The sequence below is a fragment of the Aquamicrobium sp. LC103 genome (genome assembly GCF_001014615.2).
GTDB lineage: Bacteria > Pseudomonadota > Alphaproteobacteria > Rhizobiales > Rhizobiaceae > LBCQ02.
In genome coordinates, this window is the sequence record NZ_LBCQ02000007.1 from 87,713 (window position 1) to 108,878 (window position 21,166).

The 21,166-nt window shown below is 64.4% G+C and carries 16 protein-coding genes; 12 read left to right on the top strand and 4 right to left on the bottom strand.

Features of this window, described 5'->3' with window-relative positions:
* Positions 1–122: 122 nt before the first annotated feature.
* The 6 genes from XW59_RS14895 to XW59_RS14920 all read left to right on the top strand — a co-directional run bounded on the left by XW59_RS14895 (position 123) and on the right by XW59_RS14920 (position 9,331).
* Positions 123–791 (top strand): DUF2497 domain-containing protein, encoded by a 669-nt coding sequence (locus XW59_RS14895; protein ID WP_047146391.1) that lies wholly within the window; start codon positions 123–125, stop codon positions 789–791.
* A gap of 249 nt (positions 792–1,040) precedes the next feature.
* The gene (locus XW59_RS14900; RefSeq protein ID WP_047146390.1) at positions 1,041–3,824 is read left to right on the top strand and encodes a valine--tRNA ligase; all 2,784 of its coding nucleotides are present in this window, start codon (positions 1,041–1,043) and stop codon (positions 3,822–3,824) included.
* Positions 3,825–4,171: 347 nt separating this feature from the next.
* Positions 4,172–5,314 carry an outer membrane protein transport protein gene (locus tag XW59_RS14905; protein ID WP_047146282.1) on the top strand — a complete coding sequence of 381 codons (1,143 nt, stop codon included), beginning with the start codon at positions 4,172–4,174 and terminating at the stop codon, positions 5,312–5,314.
* A gap of 285 nt (positions 5,315–5,599) precedes the next feature.
* Positions 5,600–6,571: a TerC family protein gene (locus tag XW59_RS14910; RefSeq protein WP_047146281.1), complete on the top strand. Its 972-nt coding sequence runs from the start codon at positions 5,600–5,602 to the stop codon at positions 6,569–6,571.
* Between the two features lie 236 nt (positions 6,572–6,807).
* Positions 6,808–8,532, top strand: coding sequence for a dihydroxy-acid dehydratase (gene ilvD / locus XW59_RS14915; protein ID WP_047146280.1), 1,725 nt, complete (start codon positions 6,808–6,810; stop codon positions 8,530–8,532).
* On the top strand, positions 8,519–9,331 hold the full coding sequence (locus tag XW59_RS14920) for a tetratricopeptide repeat protein (protein WP_047146279.1): 813 nt from the start codon (positions 8,519–8,521) through the stop codon (positions 9,329–9,331). The genes ilvD and XW59_RS14920 overlap by 14 nt, the downstream gene beginning before the upstream one ends.
* A 24-nt stretch (positions 9,332–9,355) precedes the next feature.
* Here XW59_RS14920 and XW59_RS14925 read toward each other — a convergent pair whose 3' ends face one another.
* The 4 genes from XW59_RS14925 to erpA all read right to left on the bottom strand — a co-directional run bounded on the left by XW59_RS14925 (position 9,356) and on the right by erpA (position 11,903).
* Positions 9,356–9,766 carry a GFA family protein gene (locus XW59_RS14925; protein ID WP_047146278.1) on the bottom strand — a complete coding sequence of 137 codons (411 nt, stop codon included), beginning with the start codon at positions 9,764–9,766 and terminating at the stop codon, positions 9,356–9,358.
* On the bottom strand, positions 9,766–10,545 hold the full coding sequence (xth, locus tag XW59_RS14930) for an exodeoxyribonuclease III (protein WP_047146277.1): 780 nt from the start codon (positions 10,543–10,545) through the stop codon (positions 9,766–9,768). The genes XW59_RS14925 and xth overlap by 1 nt, the downstream gene beginning before the upstream one ends.
* Positions 10,546–10,709: 164 nt before the next feature.
* Entirely contained in the window at positions 10,710–11,408 is a 699-nt protein-coding gene (locus tag XW59_RS14935) for an SH3 domain-containing protein (RefSeq protein ID WP_047146276.1), read from the bottom strand.
* Positions 11,409–11,552: 144 nt separating this feature from the next.
* Complete coding sequence (erpA, locus tag XW59_RS14940) at positions 11,553–11,903, bottom strand: iron-sulfur cluster insertion protein ErpA (RefSeq protein ID WP_047146275.1); 351 nt, start codon at positions 11,901–11,903, stop codon at positions 11,553–11,555.
* A gap of 87 nt (positions 11,904–11,990) precedes the next feature.
* Here erpA and XW59_RS14945 point away from each other — a divergent pair, with 87 nt between their 5' ends.
* From XW59_RS14945 to scpB, 6 genes are all read left to right on the top strand, one after another.
* Positions 11,991–13,214 carry a deoxyguanosinetriphosphate triphosphohydrolase gene (locus XW59_RS14945; protein WP_047146274.1) on the top strand — a complete coding sequence of 408 codons (1,224 nt, stop codon included), beginning with the start codon at positions 11,991–11,993 and terminating at the stop codon, positions 13,212–13,214.
* A gap of 62 nt (positions 13,215–13,276) precedes the next feature.
* Positions 13,277–15,034, top strand: a complete 1,758-nt coding sequence (argS, locus tag XW59_RS14950; RefSeq protein ID WP_047146273.1) for an arginine--tRNA ligase — start codon at positions 13,277–13,279, stop codon at positions 15,032–15,034.
* Positions 15,035–15,138: 104 nt separating this feature from the next.
* Complete coding sequence (locus tag XW59_RS14955; protein WP_047146272.1) at positions 15,139–18,414, top strand: SPOR domain-containing protein; 3,276 nt, start codon at positions 15,139–15,141, stop codon at positions 18,412–18,414.
* Positions 18,415–18,519: 105 nt separating this feature from the next.
* Positions 18,520–19,539: a beta-N-acetylhexosaminidase gene (gene nagZ / locus XW59_RS14960; protein WP_047146389.1), complete on the top strand. Its 1,020-nt coding sequence runs from the start codon at positions 18,520–18,522 to the stop codon at positions 19,537–19,539.
* Between the two features lie 69 nt (positions 19,540–19,608).
* Positions 19,609–20,421 carry a ScpA family protein gene (locus XW59_RS14965; RefSeq protein WP_170990163.1) on the top strand — a complete coding sequence of 271 codons (813 nt, stop codon included), beginning with the start codon at positions 19,609–19,611 and terminating at the stop codon, positions 20,419–20,421.
* Complete coding sequence (gene scpB, locus XW59_RS14970; protein ID WP_047146271.1) at positions 20,414–21,142, top strand: SMC-Scp complex subunit ScpB; 729 nt, start codon at positions 20,414–20,416, stop codon at positions 21,140–21,142. The genes XW59_RS14965 and scpB overlap by 8 nt, the downstream gene beginning before the upstream one ends.
* Positions 21,143–21,166 lie beyond the last annotated feature (24 nt).

A 21,166-nucleotide genomic window follows, 5' to 3' on the forward strand; every position in this document is an offset into this window, starting at 1 on the left:
AAACCGGGGCAATCACCGTTGGGGGATTCTCTCTTGTCGCGGCGTCGGTTAGCCTAGTGATTGATTCGGCAGGTCGATGGGGCTTCCTGCCAGCGAAGGTCACAAGAGGCGGCACAGTGACGATGGCACAACCAAGCAGCGCGCAGCGCGAACCGTCCATGGAGGAAATCCTCGCGTCGATCCGCAGGATCATCGAGGACAGCGATGCCGTGCGCAAAACCGCGGACGAGTTCGGCGATGCGGAACTCGAAGCATCCAATGACGTCGAGGGCGACGTCACGACGTTCCGCGCCGAGTTCGAAACCGACGCCGAGGCTCCTTCGCCCGCCAGCATGGCCGACATACAGGCGGCGTTGAACGAAAGCGCGTCCGCTTTCGGCGACGCGGAAGCCAGGCCCGCCGCGGAAATTCATCGCTTCCGCTCGGCGGAGGTCGAACCGGCGATGGAGGCAGCCGCAGAACGTGTCGAGGACGAGCAGGTTTCGCTCGAGGCCGCGCCTTCCGAGGATGCGCCTTCGTTCGACCTGCCGGCATCCGCGGCGGAGCCGACCGAACCCGCCATCGCTTCCACTGCGAAGCAGTCGATCCTGTCCGAGCAGACGGGCAAGCAGGTTGCCGCCTCCTTCGGCGAATTGTCGGATGTCTTTGCGGCCAGTCGCCGTCGCAGCTTCGACGAAATGGCCGAGGCCATGCTGCGTCCGATGCTCCAGGAGTGGCTCGACAACAACCTGCCGACGCTGGTGGAAAAGCTCGTCCGCGAGGAGATAGAGCGGGTCGCTCGCGGCGGGTAATCGCCTTTTCGCAGTCATCGGAAATTGGTCGAAACCGCGTCCGGCACTCGTCGCGATGACGCCCGGCTTTGCGGCCTGGCTGCATCTTCTCGTAAATCGCGCGACGGGTGACCTTCAACCGCTGCTCGTAAAGCCTATATTCGCCGGGGATGCCGCCGTTCCTCCTGCCTGGGCCGGCGGCTGTTGACTTGGCTCCGGCCTTCCGGTTTACACCGTGGCCAAAGCTTCCCCGAATTGCGGATCGTTTCCATGCTTGAGAAGACCTACGACGCGAACGCCGTCGAGCCCAAAATCGCCAAACGCTGGGAGGACGACGACGCCTTCGCCGCGGGTGCGGGTTCCAAGCCGGGTGCGGAAGCCTTCACGATCGTGATCCCGCCGCCGAACGTCACCGGCTCCCTCCATATGGGCCACGCGCTCAACAACACGCTCCAGGACATCCTCGTGCGTTTCGAGCGCATGCGCGGCAAGAACGTGCTGTGGCAGCCGGGCATGGACCATGCCGGCATCGCGACGCAGATGGTAGTCGAGCGCAGGCTGATGGAGAAGCAGATCCATCGCCGCGACCTCACGCGCGATCAGTTCGTCGACAAGGTCTGGGAATGGAAGGCCGAATCCGGCGGCATGATCTTCAACCAGTTGAAGCGCCTCGGCGCCTCCTGCGACTGGTCGCGCGAGCGCTTCACCATGGACGAGGGCCTGTCGAAGGCCGTCATCGAGGTCTTCGTCACGCTTTTCAAGCAGGGGCTGATCTACAAGGACAAGCGTCTGGTCAACTGGGACCCGAAGCTCCTGACCGCGATCTCCGACCTCGAGGTCGAGCAGGTCGAGATGAACGGCAACCTCTGGTATTTCCGCTACCCCGTCGAAGGCGTCGCCTATGACGCGGAAGACCCGGGCACCTACATCACGGTGGCGACGACGCGCCCGGAGACGATGCTGGGAGATACCGGCGTGGCCGTTCATCCCGACGACGAGCGCTACCGCCATCTGATCGGCAAGAACGTCGTCCTGCCGATCGTCGGCAGGAAGATCCCGATCGTCGCCGACGAATATTCCGATCCGGAAAAGGGCACGGGCGCGGTCAAGATCACGCCTGCGCACGATTTCAACGACTTCGAAGTCGGGAAGCGGCACAAGCTGCGCGCGATCAACGTGCTCACCGTCGAGGCGGCGATAGACATCAGGGACAATGAGGACTTCCTCGAAGGCGTCGAGCCGACGCCGCTGCTCGAGGGCGTCTGGAACCGGCTTCACGGGCTCGACCGTTTCGAGGCGCGCAAGCTCGTGGTCGGGATCATGGAGGAGGGCGGCTTCCTGGAAAAGGTCGAACCGCACCGCCACACCGTGCCGCATGGCGACCGCGGCGGCGTTCCGATCGAACCGTTCCTGACCGACCAGTGGTATGTCGATGCCAAGACGCTTGCTCGTCCGGCGATCGCCTCGGTGCGCGAGGAGCGCACGAAATTCGTGCCGAAGAACTGGGAGAAGACCTATTTCGAGTGGATGGAAAACATCCAGCCCTGGTGCGTTTCCCGCCAATTGTGGTGGGGCCATCAGATCCCGGCGTGGTACGGACCCGACGGCCATGTCTTCGTGGAGAAGACCGAGCAGGAGGCGCTCGACGCCGCGGTCGAATACTATCTCGCGCTAGAGGGCCCCTGGAAGGCCTGGGTCGAGGAGAAGCTGGAGAATTTCAAGCCGGGCGAGATATTGACCCGCGACGAGGATGTGCTCGACACCTGGTTCTCGTCGGCACTTTGGCCGTTCTCGACGCTCGGCTGGCCGGACGAGACGCCGGAGCTGAAGACCTACTACCCGACCAGCGTTCTGGTCACCGGCTTCGACATCATTTTCTTCTGGGTCGCCCGGATGATGATGATGAGCCTGCATTTCATGGACGAGGAACCATTCCATACGGTCTACGTCCACGCGTTGGTGCGCGACAAGAACGGCGCCAAGATGTCGAAGTCGAAAGGCAACGTCATCGATCCGCTGCAGCTCATCGACGAGTACGGCGCCGATGCGCTGCGCTTCACGCTCGCCATCATGGCCGCGCAGGGACGCGACGTTAAGCTCGATCCGGCGCGCGTCGCCGGCTACCGCAATTTCGGCACCAAGCTGTGGAACGCCACCCGCTTCGCCGAGATGAACGGCGTGGCGCGCAACGACGAATTCTGGCTGCAGGACGCCAAGCTCACCGTCAATCGCTGGATTCTCACCGAGCTCTCGCGCGCGACGCGCGAGGTGACGGAGGCGATCACCTCCTACCGTTTCAACGAGGCGGCTGGCGGGGCCTACCGCTTCGTCTGGAACCTCTTCTGCGACTGGTATCTGGAGCTGCTGAAGCCGGTCTTCATGGGCGATGACGAGGACGCCAAGGTCGAGAGCCGCGCGGTCGCCGCCTTCGTCCTCGACGAGATCTACAAGCTCCTTCACCCGATGATGCCGTTCATGACCGAGGAGCTGTGGGCGCATACGGCGGGCGAGGGCAGGGAGCGCTCGACACTGCTCTGCCATGCGGCCTGGCCGGAACCATCCTTCGAGGACGCGGAAGCCGCGGCCGAGATCAACTGGCTGGTCGAGCTCGTCTCCGGCATCCGCTCCGTGCGCTCGGAAATGAACGTGCCGCCTGCCGCGATCGCCCCGCTCGTGATCGTCGGCGCCGACGCCAAGACGCGCGAGCGCGTGGCGCGCCACGAGGCTGCGATCGGTCGCCTGGCGCGGGTCGGCGAAACCAGCTTCGAAACTCAGGCTCCCAAGGCGTCGGCTCAATTCGTGCTCGGCGAGGCGACCGCCTGCCTGCCCCTCGGCAGCCTGATCGACCTGAAGGCCGAGGAAGCGCGGCTTTCCAAGGAAATCGGCAAGACCGGCGACGAGATCGCCCGCATAGAGAAGAAGCTCTCCAACGAGAATTTCGTCGCCAAGGCGGCCGAGGAGGTGGTGGAAGCAGAGCGCGAGAAGCTGGCCACGTTCACCGAAGCGCGCGCCAAGCTCGAAATCGCTCTGTCGCGGGTCCGCGACGTGGAATAGATGCACGAGTAGAGAGTTGAGGCGAATCGGCGCGGAAGAAAACGCGCCGATTTACCTTACGGAATACCTCGAAGGGGCGACTTGCCTACTTCGACCGGACGAGTTTCGGGCACTTTTTCGGTCGAATGTTGCCGCAATGCGACAATCTTCTAAAATACAAGCAATATCAATGCGTTGTTTGGCCATTGGATGGCTTTTTGTCGCATAGGGAACGCCAAATCGCCTACTCTACCTGAGCCGGCGTCCAAAAGTGACGCAAACAGGACTTTTCCAATTCTGACGCTCCATGCATTCTCTTCTTCAATCCGCAGCCATATCGCTGCGCAAGTGGGAGGGGATTTTAATTCATGAAGAAATTGGGACTGGCAAAACTGGTTCTGGGCGGCGTTGCTGTTCTTGCCGTTGCCGGCATGGCGAACGCCGGGGGATTTTCGCGGGGCACTGCCGACACCGACATTTTGTACGAACCCGGCAATTTCAACATGCGCGCCGGCGTGACGATCGTTAATCCGTCGCGCAAGTTCTCTTCGCATGTCGACCCTGGACTGGTCGGCAAGAACTACACGGACATGTACGCGGTTCCGTCGGTCGCCTTGAAGTTCGGCTTTTTCGATCCGCTGGCCTGCGCCGGAACCTATGTTCAGGCTTACGGCGGCGACGTGAACTATGAAGGTCGCCTTACGCCGGGCAAGCTGAAGGAAGAATTCACCGTCGACGAATTCGGCGTGACCTGCTCGGTCAAGTTCAATGTCGGCAAGGGCAATCTTCACCTCATCGGCGGCGGCTTCGTCGAGCAGTTCAACTACGACCGCACCAATTTCTTTTCTCCTCTCCTTCCCAACGGCACGCTGGAACTGTCGGGATCCGACGGCGGCTATCGCATAGGCGTCGGCTACGAGATTCCCGAGATCGCCCTTCGCGCGCAGCTCATGTACCGGAGCGGCACCAGCTACGGTGCTTCCGGAACGCTGTCGCTGCCTGGGCCTCTGGTCGGAGCGCCTCCGGGAGTGATGGTTCCGATCGATGCCGTCGGCGAGGGCAATCTGCCGCAAAGCGTGAAGTTCGATTTCCAGACCGGCATCGCGCCGGGATGGCTGGCGCTGGCCAGCATCAAATGGACCGACTGGAGCGTCCAGGAAGCGCTTGTCGTCAGGAACGCCGCGAACGGATCCATCATCTCCTTGGATCCATATAACTGGAAGGACGGCTGGACCATCACTGCCGGTGTCGGGCACGCATTCAACGACCGTGTCTCCGGCCTTGTCGCCGTCACCTGGGACCAGGGCGTGAGCACCGGTTACGATCATTCCAGCGACACCTGGACGCTTTCCACCGGCGCTTCCGTCAAGGACAATCTGGGCGGCGAGTTCCGGGCCGGCCTCGGCCTGTCCTATCTGACTTCCAAGTCGGCTCCGCTGGCCCCTGAGCCGAGCTCCGTCGACAGCGGCTGGGCTTTCGCCGTCAATGGCGGGTACAAGTTCACCTGGTAGGTGCAAAGGTTAACGTCGGGGGACGTAAAGCGGCTGCCTTTCGATGAAAATCGGAGGCGGCCGCAGCCTTTTTGGAACCTCCGCGCAAGGTGTCGTTGCCGCGCCCGACGACGGGAAAAGATGGGACGAACGGCGTAAACGCCCGTTTGCCCCTTGAAAAAGCGCGCTTTCTCTCGCAAATATATGGGCGTCACCCGGGCCGGGCCCCTCTGGCAGGCGAGGCGTCGCCTGTGATGTCGGACCGATCGACGATGCGCGGACGCAGCGCTACCGAAACGCTCCCCAATGATAGAACATGAGTGGCTTTGGCCCGGCTTTTTGGCGTTCGTCGCCATCATCCTCTTTTTCGACCTCTTCGTCCTCCACCGCAAAGACCATGTGATCTCGACGCGTGAAGCGTTGTTCACCGTCGGTGGCTATGTCTCGCTCGCCATGATCTTCGCGGCGGGCGTCTTCTATTTCGCCGGTCCGCAGCGCGGTTCGGAGTTCCTGACGGGCTATCTCGTCGAGCAGGCTTTGTCGCTCGACAACATCTTCGTCATCGCGCTGATTTTCGCCTATTTCCAGGTGCCGCAGGAAGCGCAGTACCGGGTTCTCTTCTACGGCATCGTCGGTGCCATCGTCATGCGCCTGTCGCTGATCATACCGGGCGTGAAGCTGGTCGATCAGTTCTTCTTCATCGGCATGGCGCTGGGCGCGCTGCTCATCTTCTCCGGCTACAAGATGATGACGTCCGGCGACGAGATGATCGATCCCGGCGAGAGCCGCGTCGTGAAGTTCCTCAAGCGCACCGGTCGCGTCACCGAGGAGTATCACGGCTCGAAATTCCTCATCAAACGCAACGGCCTGCTCTACATGACGCCGCTCTTCGTGGTGCTCGTGACGGTGGAGCTGACCGACCTCGTTTTCGCGATCGACTCGATCCCCGCGGTGCTGGCGATCTCCAACGATCCCTTCATCGTCTTCTCCTCGAACGTCTTCGCTATCATGGGTCTGCGCGCGCTCTTCTTCGTGCTCTCGGGCATGATGCGTGAATTCCGGTATCTGAAGACCGGGCTTTCGCTGGTGCTGATCTTCATCGGCTTCAAAATGCTGATGGCGCATTGGTACAAGATACCGTCCGTCTTCGCGCTCGGCGTTACGGCGGCGCTGATCATCGGCTCCGTGCTTCTGTCGATTCTCCTCAAGGAGAAGGCGGACGAGGAGGGCGTCGTGGATAAAACGCCCGAGGAAGAGGCCGCCGAACTCAGGCGCTAGAAAGCCTTTTTCCGGCGCCCTCGGGCGCCATCGAGAACATGAAACAAGCCGCGATGCCCCATCGCGGCTTGTTGCGTTTCGGCAACACATTCTCTGCCACTAATGCGCTATACCGTGCCGGGGGACCGACTGCCTACTTCCCGCCATAAACACGGCGCACCTCGAAGACCTCTTCGACAAAGTGCCGGATATTGCTCGTCGAAGGGGGAGCCGCGTTGCCTGCGGCGAGGACGATTATGGACGCAAAAGCGATTTCAAAAGCCAATTTGCCGAGCCGTCATGTGACGGTTGGTCCGGCGCGCGCTCCGCATCGCTCCTACCTCTACGCAATGGGCCTTTCGGAGGCCGAGATCGCCCAGCCGCTGATCGGCGTGGCGAGCTGCTGGAACGAGGCGGCGCCCTGCAACATCTCGCTGATGCGTCAGGCCCAGGTGGTCAAGAAGGGCGTCGCGGCGGCAAACGGCACGCCGCGCGAATTCTGTACCATCACCGTCACCGACGGCATCGCCATGGGCCATCAGGGCATGAAGGCCTCGCTGGTTTCGCGCGACGTGATCGCCGATTCCGTCGAACTCACCATGCGCGGCCACTGCTATGACGGCCTTGTGGGCCTCGCCGGCTGCGACAAGTCCCTGCCGGGCATGATGATGGCGATGGTTCGCCTCAACGTGCCGTCGGTCTTCATCTATGGCGGCTCGATCCTTCCGGGCAGCTATCGCGGCCGCCAGATCACCGTCCAGGACGTTTTCGAGGCGGTCGGCCAGCACTCCGTCGGCGCGATCAGCGACGAGGACCTGTTGGAGGTCGAGCAGGCCGCTTGCCCGTCGGCCGGTTCCTGCGGGGCGCAGTTCACCGCAAACACGATGGCGACCGTCGCCGAGGCGATCGGCCTGGCGTTGCCTTATTCCTGCGGCGCACCGGCGCCCTACGAGATGCGCGACCGCTTCAACTACGCCAGCGGCGAGAAGGTGATGGAGCTCATCGCCAAAAACATTCGCCCGCGCGACATCGTCACCCGCAGGGCGCTGGAGAATGCGGCCGCGGTCGTCGCCGCCACCGGCGGCTCCACCAATGGCGCGCTGCACCTGCCGGCGATCGCGCACGAGGCTGGCATCGAGTTCGATCTCTTCGACGTCGCCGAGATTTTCAGGAAAACGCCCTATATCGCCGATCTGAAACCCGGCGGCAGATATGTCGCCAAGGACATGTTCGAGGCCGGCGGCATTCCGCTCCTGATGAAGACGCTGCTCGATCACGGCTATCTCCACGGCGACTGCATGACGGTGACCGGCCGTACTCTTGCCGAAAATATGGAGAAGATAGCCTGGAACGATGCGCAGGATGTCGTCTACCCGGCCGACAAGCCGATCAGCAGAACCGGCGGCGTTGTCGGTCTGAAGGGCAATCTGGCTCCTGAAGGCGCGATCGTGAAGGTTGCCGGGATGAAGAACCTGAAGTTCACCGGTCCGGCGCGATGCTTCGATTCCGAAGAGGCGTGTTTCGAGGCCGTGACGAACAGGACCTACAAGGAAGGCGAGGTTCTCGTCATTCGTTACGAGGGCCCGAAGGGCGGCCCGGGCATGCGTGAAATGCTCGCCACGACCGCCGCGCTCTACGGACAGGGCATGGGCGACAAGGTGGCGCTGATCACGGATGGGCGCTTCTCCGGCGCGACCCGCGGCTTCTGCATCGGCCATGTCGGGCCGGAAGCGGCCGTTGGCGGCCCGATCGGCCTTCTCGGGGATGGGGATATCATCACGATCGATGCCGTCGAGGGCACGATCGACGTGGCGCTCGGCGAGGATGAACTGGCTGCCCGCCGGACGGAATGGAAGCCGCGCCAGACCGACTATCAGTCGGGCGCGATATGGAAATATGCGCAGACCGTCGGATCCGCCCGCTTCGGCGCGGTGACGCATCCCGGTGGAGCGAAAGAAACACACTGCTATGCGGACGTTTGACGTGTTCAGGGCTGGTTTGTTTTCGGCGGCCGTAGCCGGCGCGCTCGCCGTCGAGCTGCCGCGCGCTTTCGCGTTCGAACAGACGATCCAGGGCAATTCCGCCGAGCCGCGCAGCCCCTGGGCGGTGTTCCGCTTCGGCTATTCCGCCTATCAGAGCGGCCACAAGGATCAGGCCGTCGAAGCCTATCGCTACGCGGCCGAGAACGGACAGCTCGGCGCGCGCTGGAAGCTCGCCCGCATGTATGCCGAGGGCGACGGCGTCGCGCGCAACGACTACGAAGCGTTCAAGTTCTTCCAGGAGATCGCCCAGCAGGATGTCGAGCCCGGCTCGCCGGAAGAAAGCTACGTTTCCGACGCTCTCGTGGCGCTCGGCGCCTATGCGCAGGCTGGCATTCCCGGAACGCCGGTGAAGGCCAATCCCCAGGCCGCGCAGGAATATTACATGCGAGCGGCAGCGACCTATCGCAATCCGGTCGCCCAGTACGAGATCGGCAAGATGTTCCTCCAGGGCGAGGGCGGCATGAAGGCCAGTATCCAGCAGGCCGGCCGCTGGCTGCAGCTTGCGGCCGAAAAAGGCCATGCCGGCGCGCAGGCCACGCTTGGCAACCTGCTCTTCCAGAGCGGCAAGGTCGTGCGCGGCCTGGCGATGATGACGGCCGCGCTGGAGCGCGCCGCGCCGACCGATCGGGGCTGGATCCGCAGCATGCAGGAAGAGGCCTTCGCGCTTTCCGAGGAGGCCGACCGCCGCACCGCGATCGCGCTTGCCGAGGACATTCTGACGAAGGGCGGCAACCGCTAGCAGGCCGCGCCGCACGAGGCGGCATCAGCTTCGCGGCGAAAACTGCCGGTGCTCCGGCAAATCGCCGTCGAAGCCTTTCATCAGGGGCAGGCGTTCCTCGACCCAGATGTTGTCGAGAGCGGTGACGGAACCGGCATCGTCGAGCGTCCCGACCGACACGTCGATCGTGCCGGACCCCCGATAGTCCATGTAGATCTGCGCACCGCAATCCGGGCAGAAGGCGCGCTGCGCCGTCGCCGAGGATCGCCTCGGCCGAGGCGTGCCGGCGGTCAGGCGGAAAGCCTCCCGGGGCAGGCACACCCAGGTCATGAAGGCCGCACCGGAACTCTTCCGGCACATCGAGCAATGGCAATGAACGGCGTAGCGATAAGGCTCGTCGCAGCGATACCGCACGCTGCCGCACAGGCAGCCGCCGGTTATCGCCGCCGACGGCATCAGTTGATCTCGATCACCGCCGGCACGTGGTCGGACGGCTTCTCCCAGGCGCGCACATGCTTTTCGATGGAGGCCGACGCCAGCCTGTTGGCCGCTTCCGGCGACAGCATCAGATGGTCGATGCGGATGCCGTTGTTCTTCTGCCAGGCGCCAGCCTGATAATCCCAGAAGGTGTAGATGTCCGGCGCGCCGCTGACGGCGCGGACCGCATCGATGAACCCCATATATTCGAGCCGCCGGAAGGCCCGGCGCGTTTCCGGCTGGAAAAGCGCGTCGTTGACCCAAGCCTCGGGATGGCGCGCGTCGGCGGCTTCGGGAATCACATTGTAGTCGCCGGCGAGAATGAGCGGCTCCTCGAGCGCCAGACGGTGGAACGCCCAGTTTTCCAGCCGCTCCATCCAGCGCAGCTTGTAGGGAAATTTCTCGGTGTTAATCGGATTGCCGTTGGGCAGATAGAGCGAGACGAAGCGGATGGCGCCGCTTTCGGTCGAAAAGACGCCCTCGATGAACCGCGACTGCTCGTCCGCGTCGTCGCCGGGAAGGCGGCGGTTGACCTCGTCGAAAGGCAGCTTGGACAGGATGGCGACGCCGTTGAAGCCTTTCTGGCCATGGGTTTCGACGTGATACCCCAAAGCTTCGATCTCGGCGCGCGGAAAACCCTCGTCGACCGACTTGATTTCCTGAAGCCCGACGATGTCCGGCGCGCTTTCCTTCAGCCAGTGCACGAGATTGTCGATCCGCGCCTTGACGCCGTTGATGTTCCAGGTCGCGATCTTCATGAAAAAAACTCGTGGCTTCGGATTCTCGGAAAGCCGGACTTTGCAACATCGCGGCGGCGAAAGGAACCCGATTCGCGGGGGCTGCGACCGGCGCGCCGGATCTACTGACAGAAAAGCCGCCGGAAGCGTTCCGGCGGCTCTGATATCGACGATATTGGAGCGGCTTAGCGCGAGCCGCGGAGGCCTGGTTCCGGGTTGCGGTCGTTGGGCGGCTGGACCCAGACCGGCCTATCCCTGTCGCGGCCCCGATCCCGGCCCCTGTCGCGATCCCGGTCCCGGTCGCGCGGACGTTCGACCACGTCGCGGCCACGATCTCTATCCCTGTCCCTCGCATTCTCGCGGCGATCCCGCTCGCGTTCCCAGCGGCCGCGGTCCCTGTCACGGTCGCGCTCCCAGCGATCCCGGTCGCGCTCACGGGCCCAGCGGTCGCGATCCCGGTCCCAGGGACCGTCGTCGCGGTAGCGCGGACGGTCGAGATAGCGGTCGCGGTACCAGGGCCGACCGACATAGTAGCGGCGGTGATAGTCATACGGCTCGAAGCCGACGATCGGCAGCCCGATCGAAACGCCGACACTGGAGATCGGGCGCCGGTAATAGCGCTCGCCGAGATAGGCGAGATATTTGCCGGACACCCAGCCGCGATCGCCGCCAAAGTTCACGTCGCACCAATTGTAGCCGCTGAGGCAGCCATAGACTGTTACCTCGTAGCCGGCGGGAATGGTGCCGAAGCGCTGATAGCCCGAGCCGGGGCCGGTGCGGATGTTGAGGTCGGTGGTGACCACGGCGGAGGTTGCCGCAGCCGCAATGCCAGGGACGAGGAGCCCGCCGACGAGGGCCGCGGCCTTCAACACGTCTTTAAGCATGGTGTTTTTCCTTGTTGTTGAGAAGTCGCTTGAAAAACCATCGCCCGGCAGAATGGTTCCGTCGCGCTGAACGGGCCTTGAAGCAGGCATTCATCGGACGTTCATCTTCGCCGGCGTGGCGATCGAATCCCCGTGCCCCAACTGCTAAATGGAAAAACTCGTGCCGCAGCCGCAGGAGGCGACCGCATTCGGATTCCTGATCTGGAAGGATTGCCCCATCAGGTCGTCGACGAAATCGATGACCGATCCGCCCATATAGACGAGCGAGAGATCGTCGATGAACACACGGGCGCCATCCTTCTCGATGACGATGTCGTCGTCATTTGGCTGGTCGACGAGATCGAACTTGTAGGAGAAGCCCGAGCAGCCGCCGCCTTCGACGGAGACGCGCAGGGCCGACTTGCCGGGTTCGGCGGCAACGATCTTGGCGATGCGCTTGGCAGCCGCGTCGCTGACTTCCACATTGTTCATTCCGGTCTTTGCATCCACGCCCATGGCAGGTCACCTTGCGTTCGCGTCTTCACAATAGGTATGAAGCGCCGGACTGCAAGTCAACAATGCGGCAACGGGACAGCGAGTGCGATGACCGGAGGTTCCGGCGGGTTCGAGAACATCGGCTTCGGCTACAGGCCGAGGGCGCCCTATGCCTGTGATCCGGCGCTTTCGCGCGGCCGCTTCCACGACGAGCCGGAAAGCCCGACACGCACGCCCTTTCAGCGCGACCGCGACCGGATCATTCATTCCACCGCCTTTCGCCGCTTGAAGCACAAGACCCAGGTCTTCGTCGCGCATGAGGGCGACCACTACCGCACCCGGCTGACGCATTCGATCGAGGTGGCGCAGATCGCCCGGGCGCTGGCGCGCGCCCTGCGGGTCGACGAGGACCTCGCCGAGGCGGTGGCGCTCGTCCACGATTTCGGCCACACGCCCTTCGGCCACACCGGCGAGGACGCGCTCAACGAGAAGATGGCCCGTTGGGGTGGCTTCGACCACAATGCGCAGTCGCTGCGCGTCGTCACCAGGCTCGAAAGCCGCTATGCGGAGTTCGACGGACTGAACCTCACCTGGGAAACGCTGGAAGGGCTGGTCAAGCACAATGGCCCACTGACCGACCGGAAGGGCGAGGGGCTGAAGGGGCCGGTGCCCGAGGCGATCCTGAACTATTCCACGCTGCACGATCTCGAGCTTTCGAGATTCGCTTCGATCGAGGCGCAGGCCGCGGCCATCGCCGACGACATCGCCTACAACACCCATGACATCGATGACGGCCTACGGGCGGGGCTCCTGACGCTGGAAATGCTGGAAGAGGTGCCGCTGCCCGCCGGGATATTGGCGCAAGTGCGCGAGCGGTATCCGCATCTCGACGCGATGCGAACCGGCCACGAGCTGATGCGGCGGCAGATCACGGCGATGGTCGAGGACGTGATTTCGGCGGCCCGGAGCAACCTCGAGGCGATTGGACCGCAAAGCGTCGAGGACGTGCATGGCGCCGGCCGCACGATCGTGACCTTTTCGCCGGAAATGGCCGAAGCCGAGCGTCGGCTGAAGGCGTTTCTCTACAAGAACCTCTACCGCCACCCGAGCGTGATGGCGGTGAGGGCTCGCGCCGAAACCATCGTGCGCGACCTGTTCGACCTTTATTTCGACGATCCGAGGCAGATGCCGGAAGGTTGGCGTGAAGGGCTCGACCGGGCGGAGGAAAGGGTTAGGGCGCGCCATGTCGCCGATTTTCTCGCCGGCATGACCGACACCTATGCGGTCAAGGAACACCGCCGCCTGTTTGACCATACACCCGATTTGGGCTAGGCGAGGCGCTATCGCGGGCGCTGAAGTCGCCCGATTTTTCCTGCAAGACCGAGACGCAGTTCATGAATATTTTCGCCGAATTCAGCGCGCGCATCATCAAGGCGTTGGAAGGCCTTGATCTTAAAACGCAAAATGGCGAGAGGCCGGACCTCGGCCGCGTGACCGTCGAGCCGCCGCGCGATGCAAGCCACGGCGACCTCGCCACCAATGCCGCCATGGTGCTGGCCAAGGCCGTGGGCGAGAACCCGCGTGCTCTCGCCGAAAGAATCGCCGCCGCGCTGCGTGCCGATGCCGATGTCGCCGCGGTCGACGTGGCGGGACCGGGCTTTGTGAACCTGCGGCTCTCGGACGGCTATTGGCAGGCGCGGCTCGGGGATATCCTCGACGCTTCGACCGATTACGGCCGTTCGACCGTCGGCGGGCGCAGGAAGGTCAACGTCGAATACGTCTCGGCGAATCCGACCGGTCCGATGCATGTCGGCCATTGCCGGGGCGCCGTGGTGGGCGATGCGCTTGCCAACCTGCTCGCCTTCGCCGGTTACGACGTCACCAAGGAATATTACATCAACGACGCCGGCGCGCAGATCGACGTTCTGGCGCGCTCGGTGATGCTGCGCTATCGTGAGGCGCTGGGCGAGGAGGTCGGCGAGATACCGGCCGGCCTCTATCCCGGCGATTATCTCGTTCCCGTCGGCAAGGCGCTTGCGGACGAATTTGGCCGCGGCCTCAATCAGATGCCGGACGAGGAGGCGCTCGCCCTCGTCAAGGACCGGACGATCGACGCGATGATGGTGATGATCCGCGAGGATCTGGCGGCTCTCAACGTGCATCACGAGGTCTTCTTCTCCGAGCGCACGCTGCATGCCGACAATGCGGCCGCCATACGCTCCGCGATCAACGATCTGACGCTCAAGGGCCATGTCTACAAGGGCAAGCTGCCGCCTCCCAAGGGCCAGCTTCCCGAGGATTGGGAGGATCGCGAGCAGACGCTGTTCCGCTCCACCGACGTGGGCGACGACATCGACCGGCCGTTGGTGAAGTCGGACGGCTCCTACACCTATTTCGCCGCTGACGTCGCCTATATGAAGGACAAATACGCGCGCGGCTTCGAGGAACTGATCTTCATCCTCGGCGCCGACCACGGCGGCTACGTCAAGCGCCTGGAGGCGCTGGCCAAGGCGATCGCCGGTGACAAGCTGGAAGTCACGGTGCTGCTGTGCCAGCTCGTGAAGCTCTTCCGGGGCGGCGAGCCGGTGCGCATGTCGAAACGGGCAGGGGAGTTCGTCACCCTGCGCGACGTCGTCGACGAGGTCGGCCGCGATCCGATCCGCTTCATGATGCTGTACCGCAAGAACAGCGAGCCGCTGGATTTCGACTTCGCCAAGGTCACCGAGCAGTCGAAGGACAATCCGGTCTTCTACGTGCAATACGCCTCGGCGCGCTGCCATTCGGTGTTCCGGCAGGCGAAGGAGCAGCTCGGCTCCGACTGGATCGAACGCTCGACCATGAAGGCGGCCGCCCATCGGCTGACCGACGAGGGCGAGCTCGGCCTCGTCCGCAAGCTCGCCGAATATCCGCGTCTGATCGAAGGCGCCGCGCAGGCCCATGAGCCGCATCGACTGGCTTTCTACCTCTACGATCTCGCTTCCGCCTTCCATGCGCACTGGAATCGCGGCACGGATACGCCGGACTTACGTTTTGTTAAGGTTAACGATCCAGAATTGACCCATGCCAGACTAGGGCTGGTGCAGGCCGTTTCGGATGTGTTGACCTCCGGCCTGGCGCTGATCGGGGCGGAGGCCCCCTCTGAGATGCGCTAAGGTTCGCGGAACGTTCCTGTCACCTTTTGCCCACAATGCGCTGGTAAGGGCCGACCTTAAGTGACGTCGCCGGCGTCCGACCGAGTGCGAGTGCGGGAAAAAGCATGGCAGACAGCAATCATCTCAAACGCGATGGTTCAGAATTCGCGGCGAATGATCCGTTCGCGGAATTGACACGCATCATGGGGCATGATCCCCGTCCGAGGCAATCCTCAATTGCGCCTTCCGATGAAGATTTCGGGATCGACCTGGAGAAGGAGCTGCTCGGCGGCCTGGACGATGATTTCGGCCTAGCCCACGCATCGGCTCCGGAAACGGCGGTTGCCTGGAAGCAGGTCGAGGACCAGCCGGGCGCGGGATACGCCCAGTTCGATCAAACCGCCTATGCGGAAGCCGTAACTCATGGCCATGGCTCGGAAGCGCCGTCAGGCGATGCGGCCTATGGCGAGCCGGAGCAGCCGGCAGACGATTTCGATCTCGACCTTGAGAGCGAGTTCGAGGCGGCCCTTGCCGATGATGCTGGCGATGCGGTCGAACCGGTCGCGGAATATTCCAGTTATGAGGCCGAGCCCGCGTCTCCCGAGACGTACGAGGCCGCGTCCTGGGCGCCCGAGGAGCCGACTGCGGCGTGGGAGCCCGAAGGCGAGGCCTATGCTTCTGCCGAGTTCGCCGCCGGGGAGTCTTCCTCCGACGATGCCGAGGTAGTCTCCACCCATGAAGCCGCCGTTGCTTCGTACGAGGCCGCCGAGAGCGACGATCAATTGTCCTCGTGGTCGCCCGAGGAGCCGGACGAGCTTTCTGCCTGGATGCCCGAAGACGTCGATCAGCCGATCGCGGGCGAGGCGGACAACGGTGCCGAGGCCACCGCGCGCGAGGATGACGGCGGCCTAGCCGAGGTCGACATGGATTTCGGCTCGCTCGAGGACGAGCTTGCGGCGATGTCCGAGCAGGCTGAAGAAACCGTGGAGACGCCGGCGAACATCTCGGACGAGGCCGATGCGCCGCAGCCCGAGTATTCCTATGAGGGATACGAGGACGATTACTCCGAGGCCGAAGCCTTGCAGGAAGGACCTCATATCCCGCTCAGCCCCCTTGGCGCGGAGCAGGAACCGGCGCCCGCCTACGAGACGGAACCCGGCCCGGCAGCCGACGAGCCGAGTCTGGAGGACGAATTGGCCGCGCTTCTCGCGGGCGATCATGCCGCCGACCGTGAGGCGGTCCAGCCGTCTCACGCCTACGTCGAGGAAGGTGAGGCGCACCCCGAGAATTCCGAGCTTTCGGCGCCGGAAGATTCTGATTGGCAACCCGCCGTCGACACGTTCGGACGCATCCCGCATCCAGAGGATTGGACGGATGAGGATGAAGGCGCGGAAACTGCGGAAACCGTCCCGGTCGTCGCCGCACCGGAGGAGGTTTACCTCTCCGACGAGCCGTACGAGGCCGAAGCTCCGGTAGAAATCGCCTCTTTCGAGGGCGAGCCGGCTTATGAGCGGAACTTCGAGAGCGAGCCTGCCGCCTTCCGGGAAGACGCCCACGCCCATGAGCACGAAGCCTATGCGGAACCGGCTGTGCAGGACGATTCCTACGCTTCTCATTCCGCTGGCGACGATTTGGGCTCCGTCGATCTGGGCGAGGATTTTTCCGCTGCCTTCGACGACGCTCTGAGCGAAGAGGAGACGGCCGCTCCGTCTGCCGGGACAGAGCCGGCCGGAGATCCCTTCGCGGTGCTTGCCTCGATCGCTCCTTCCTATGAGCATGAGCAGCCGGAATCCGGCAGCAACGTTCAGGATTTCGCCCTCGACGATGTTGCGAATGAAGGCGACTACGCGGCTCCCGACGTCGAGACCGTCGAGATCAACGAGGGCGCCTATGCGGTTGCCGACGATCTCGACATTCCGGAACTGACCTTCGAGGAGGACGCGCCTTCGACCTCGACCTATGACGAGATCGATGCGGAGATCGCCGAGGCGTTCGGAGATTTCGGCACGGAAGAGCCGGAACCGGCGGTCCAGCACGTCGAAAGCCGGTTGCCCGAGGGCAACTGGGGCGCCGCGCAGGATGCCTACGCGGCCGAGCCGCAGACCTTCCGTCCCGAGCATTACGGCTCGGTGGCCGCTGGCGCGGCGATGGCCGGCATGGCGACCATGCATGCCGGGCGTGCCGCCGCCGATCCCTTCCAGTCGAACGAGACGCCGCAGCGCAACGCGTTCTCGCAGGTCGGCGCGCTGCCCGACGATTTCGATTTCGACGACGATCTCAACCAGTCCATCGACCAGGAACCGGACGAGCGCCGTAACCCTATCCAGGGGAGCCGCAAGCGGTCCCTGCTGATCGGTGCGGTTGTCGGTGGCGTGGTGTTGCTCGGTGCTGCCGGCATGTTCGGCATGTCGCTCTTCGGCGGCGGCTCGGACGGCGAGCCGGCGGTCGTGCGCGCCGATACGGACCCGATGAAGGTTCGTCCCGAGAACCCGGGCGGCGCCAGCGTTCCGAACCAGGACAATCAGGTCTATCAGCGCGTGACGGGCGGCGCGTCGGACGCCGCGCCCGAACAGGAGCGCCTGATCACGAGTTCGGAGGAGCCGGTCGATCTCGCCGCCCGCGCCCAGCCGCAGCAGCCTGCCCCGGGCAGCGCGCCCGAAGGCGGGGAGGCCGCGCTGGAGGCCAGCGAAGCGGACGGCGACACGCCGGCGATCGGCGGCCCGGCGAAGTCCGAGGATCGGATCGCGCCGACCAGCGAGCAGGCCGGAACCGGCATGAACGACGATCTGGTTGCGGTCGCGCCGCGTCGCGTCCGTACCATGGTGGTGCGCCCCGACGGCACCATGGTGCCGCGCGAGGAGCCCGCGCCAGCCGCCGCCGGACAGAACCCGTCAAGCTCGGGCGATCTCGTCGCCGCCGCGCCCACGGCAAGCGGTGTGCCCACGATCGAGGGCGCGGCAGGCACCGGCGCCGCTGCGCTGGAACTGCCGGCCGGCGGTCAGGATATCGTGACGCCCGACACCGTCGGTGTCGTCCCGACGCAGCGCGCCGAGCCGCAGGTGGCCGCGGCGCAGCGTCCGGCGAACCCTGCTCCGGCCAATCCGGCGCCTGCTCCGACGCAAGCCGCCGCACCGGCTGCAGCGCCGTCGGCCGCCACCAGCGAATGGTCGATGCAGATCGCGTCGCAGCCCACCGCCGAGGGTGCCCAGACCGCCTACCAGGATCTGGCGCGTCGCTACGGCAGCGTGCTCCAGGGCCGTGGTGTCAACGTCGTGCGCGCCGAGATCGAGGGCAGGGGCGTCTACTACCGCGTGCGCATCCCGGCATCGAACCGCGACGACGCGATCCAGCTCTGCACCGACTACAAGGCCGCGGGCGGAAGCTGCTTTGTCTCGCGCTGAGGCCGTACACGCCTGAATCAAATGGGACCGCCATGCGAAAGCACGGCGGTCTTTTGCTTTTCACGCAAGGTGCGCCGCGCGGCGCTTGGGGATATGTTGGTGGACATGAGCGAATCAAAAGCAGTGATTCTGGGCGCCGCCGGGACGAGCCTGACCGATGAGGAGATCGCCTTCTACAAGGGCGAACGCCCGTGGGGATTCATCCTCTTTGCCCGCAATATCGCCGAGCCGGGCCAGGTCCGCGACCTTGTCGCGGCAATGCGCGATTGCGTGGGCAATCCCGATGCACCGGTCTTCGTCGACCAGGAAGGCGGGCGCGTGCAGCGTTTCCGCGCGCCGCTGGCGGCGGAGTATCCGCCGGCATCTGCCCTGGGCGCGCTGTATCAGCACGACCCTCAGGCGGGGCTGCGCGCGGCCTGGCTGATGTCGCGCCTGCATGCCTTCGATCTCCGCAAATATGGCGTCAACGCCGATTGTCTGCCGGTGCTCGATGTTCCTGTCGAGGGAGCGCATGACGTGATCGGCGGCCGTGCCTATGCGAAGCGGCCGGAGATCGTCGCCGCGATGGGCAAGGCCGCGGCGGAGGGGCTCGAAGCCGGCGGCGTGCTGCCGGTGATCAAGCACATGCCGGGGCACGGCCGCGCCTTTTCCGACAGTCACCACCAGCTCCCGGTGGTCGAGGCCTCTCTCGACGTGTTGCGGGCGCATGATTTCGTGCCGTTTCGCGCGATGAGGGACGCGCCGATGGGCATGACCGCGCATGTCGTCTATACATCGATCGATCCGGAAAAACCCGCGACGACCTCGGCCAGGGTGATCGAGACGATCATCCGCGGCGAGATCGGTTTCGACGGCCTGTTGATGAGCGACGACGTGTCGATGCGGGCACTTTCTGGGGATTTCGGAACAAGGGCCGAAGCGATACTTGCGGCGGGCTGCGATGTGGTACTTCACTGTAATGGCGTGATGAGCGAGATGAGCGCGGTCTGCGAGCGCGTGCCGGCATTGGCGGGCAGATCGCTCGAACGCGCGAAGGCGGCGGTGAAAGGGCTTGCCCGCAGGGACGACACGCTGGAAGCGGCGGTCCGTGCGGAATTCGACGCGATGTTCGCGGCGGTTGCCTGAACGAGGATGGTCCGGAAGGACGGGAGAGTGGGCGAAGCGATCGACAGGAAAGCCGCGGCAGCGGCCCCGATGGAAAAGCTCTGGAGCGACACGGATGCCGAGCGCGGCGTGTCGGAGCCTTCGCTCGTCGTCGACGTCGCCGGCTTCGAAGGTCCGCTCGACCTGCTCCTGCACCTTGCCCGCAACCAGAGGGTCGATCTCGCGCGCATCTCCGTGCTCGCGCTTGCCGAGCAGTACATCGCCTTCATCGAACGGGCGCGCGCTCTGCGGCTCGAGCTTGCGGCCGACTATCTGGTGATGGCGGCGTGGCTCGCCTTCCTTAAGTCGAAGCTTCTGATCCCCAAGCAGGCGAATGACGAAGGCCAGAGCGGCGAGGAAATGGCCGCCGTCCTGCAGTTCCGCCTGAAGCGGCTGGAGGCCATGCGCGACGCGGCGGCGCGGCTCGTCAACCGCAACCGGCTCGGCCGCGACGTCTTTGCCCGCGGCATGCCGGAAACGGTGATCGTGGACAAGCGCAACGTCTATTCGGCGACGCTCTACGATCTTCTGACCGCTTATGCCTCGCAGCGTCAGCGCCAGGCGATCACCAATGTCCGCATCGCCAAGCGTGGCGTCTGGTCCTTGAAGGAGGCGAGGGAGATCCTCAACCGCCTGATCGGCGAGTTTCGCGACTGGACCGCGCTCGACGCCTTCCTCGTCGAATATCTCGCCACGCCGGCGGAGCGGGCGACGGCGATCGCAAGCTCCTTCGCCGCCAGCCTCGAACTGGTGCGCGAGGGCGCGATCGAGATGCGCCAGACGGAGGCTTTCGCGCCTCTCTACATGCGGGCGAAGCAAAAGGCCGCGGCGCACACCGCCGCCAGCGAGGTGGTTCATGACTGAAGGCGGCAGCGCGAGGATCATCCCGCTTTCCTTCGACGAGGAGGCGGGCGCGAGCCAGATCGTCCAGATCCATATGGCGGAGGCCGTGCGCATGGCGGAAGCCATCGTCTTCGCTTCCGCCGAGCCCGTGTCGCGCAAGGCGCTGGAGGCGAGGCTGCCCGAAGGCGTCAACGTGCCTTCGGTGATGGCTGAGCTGGAGCGCGTCTACGAAAAACGCGGCGTGAACCTGGTCAGGGTCGGCGAGGCCTGGGCCTTCCGCACCGCCGGCGACCTCGCCTTCCTGATGAGCCGCGACACGGTCCAGCAGAAGAAGCTTTCGCGCGCGGCCCTCGAAGTGCTTGCGATCATCGCCTACCACCAGCCGGTCACGCGCGCCGAGATCGAGGAAATCCGGGGCGTCGAGACCTCCAAGGGCACGATCGACACGTTGATGGAGACGGGCTGGGTCAGGATGCGCGGCCGCCGACGCACGCCGGGGCGTCCCGTCACATACGGCACGACCGAAACCTTCCTCGACCATTTCGGCCTCGAGGAAGTGCGCGACCTGCCGGGCATCGACGAACTGAGGGGCGCAGGCCTGCTCTCCTCGCGCATGCCGACGAACTTCGCCGTCCCTCAGCCCCCTTCCGATCCCGATCTACTGACCGAGGACGAGGATCCGCTGACCGACATCGATCTCGAGGAGCTCGGCCTGTTGACACCCAGGGTCGAGGATGATTGACCACTGACCCAGGAACGAGGCGGC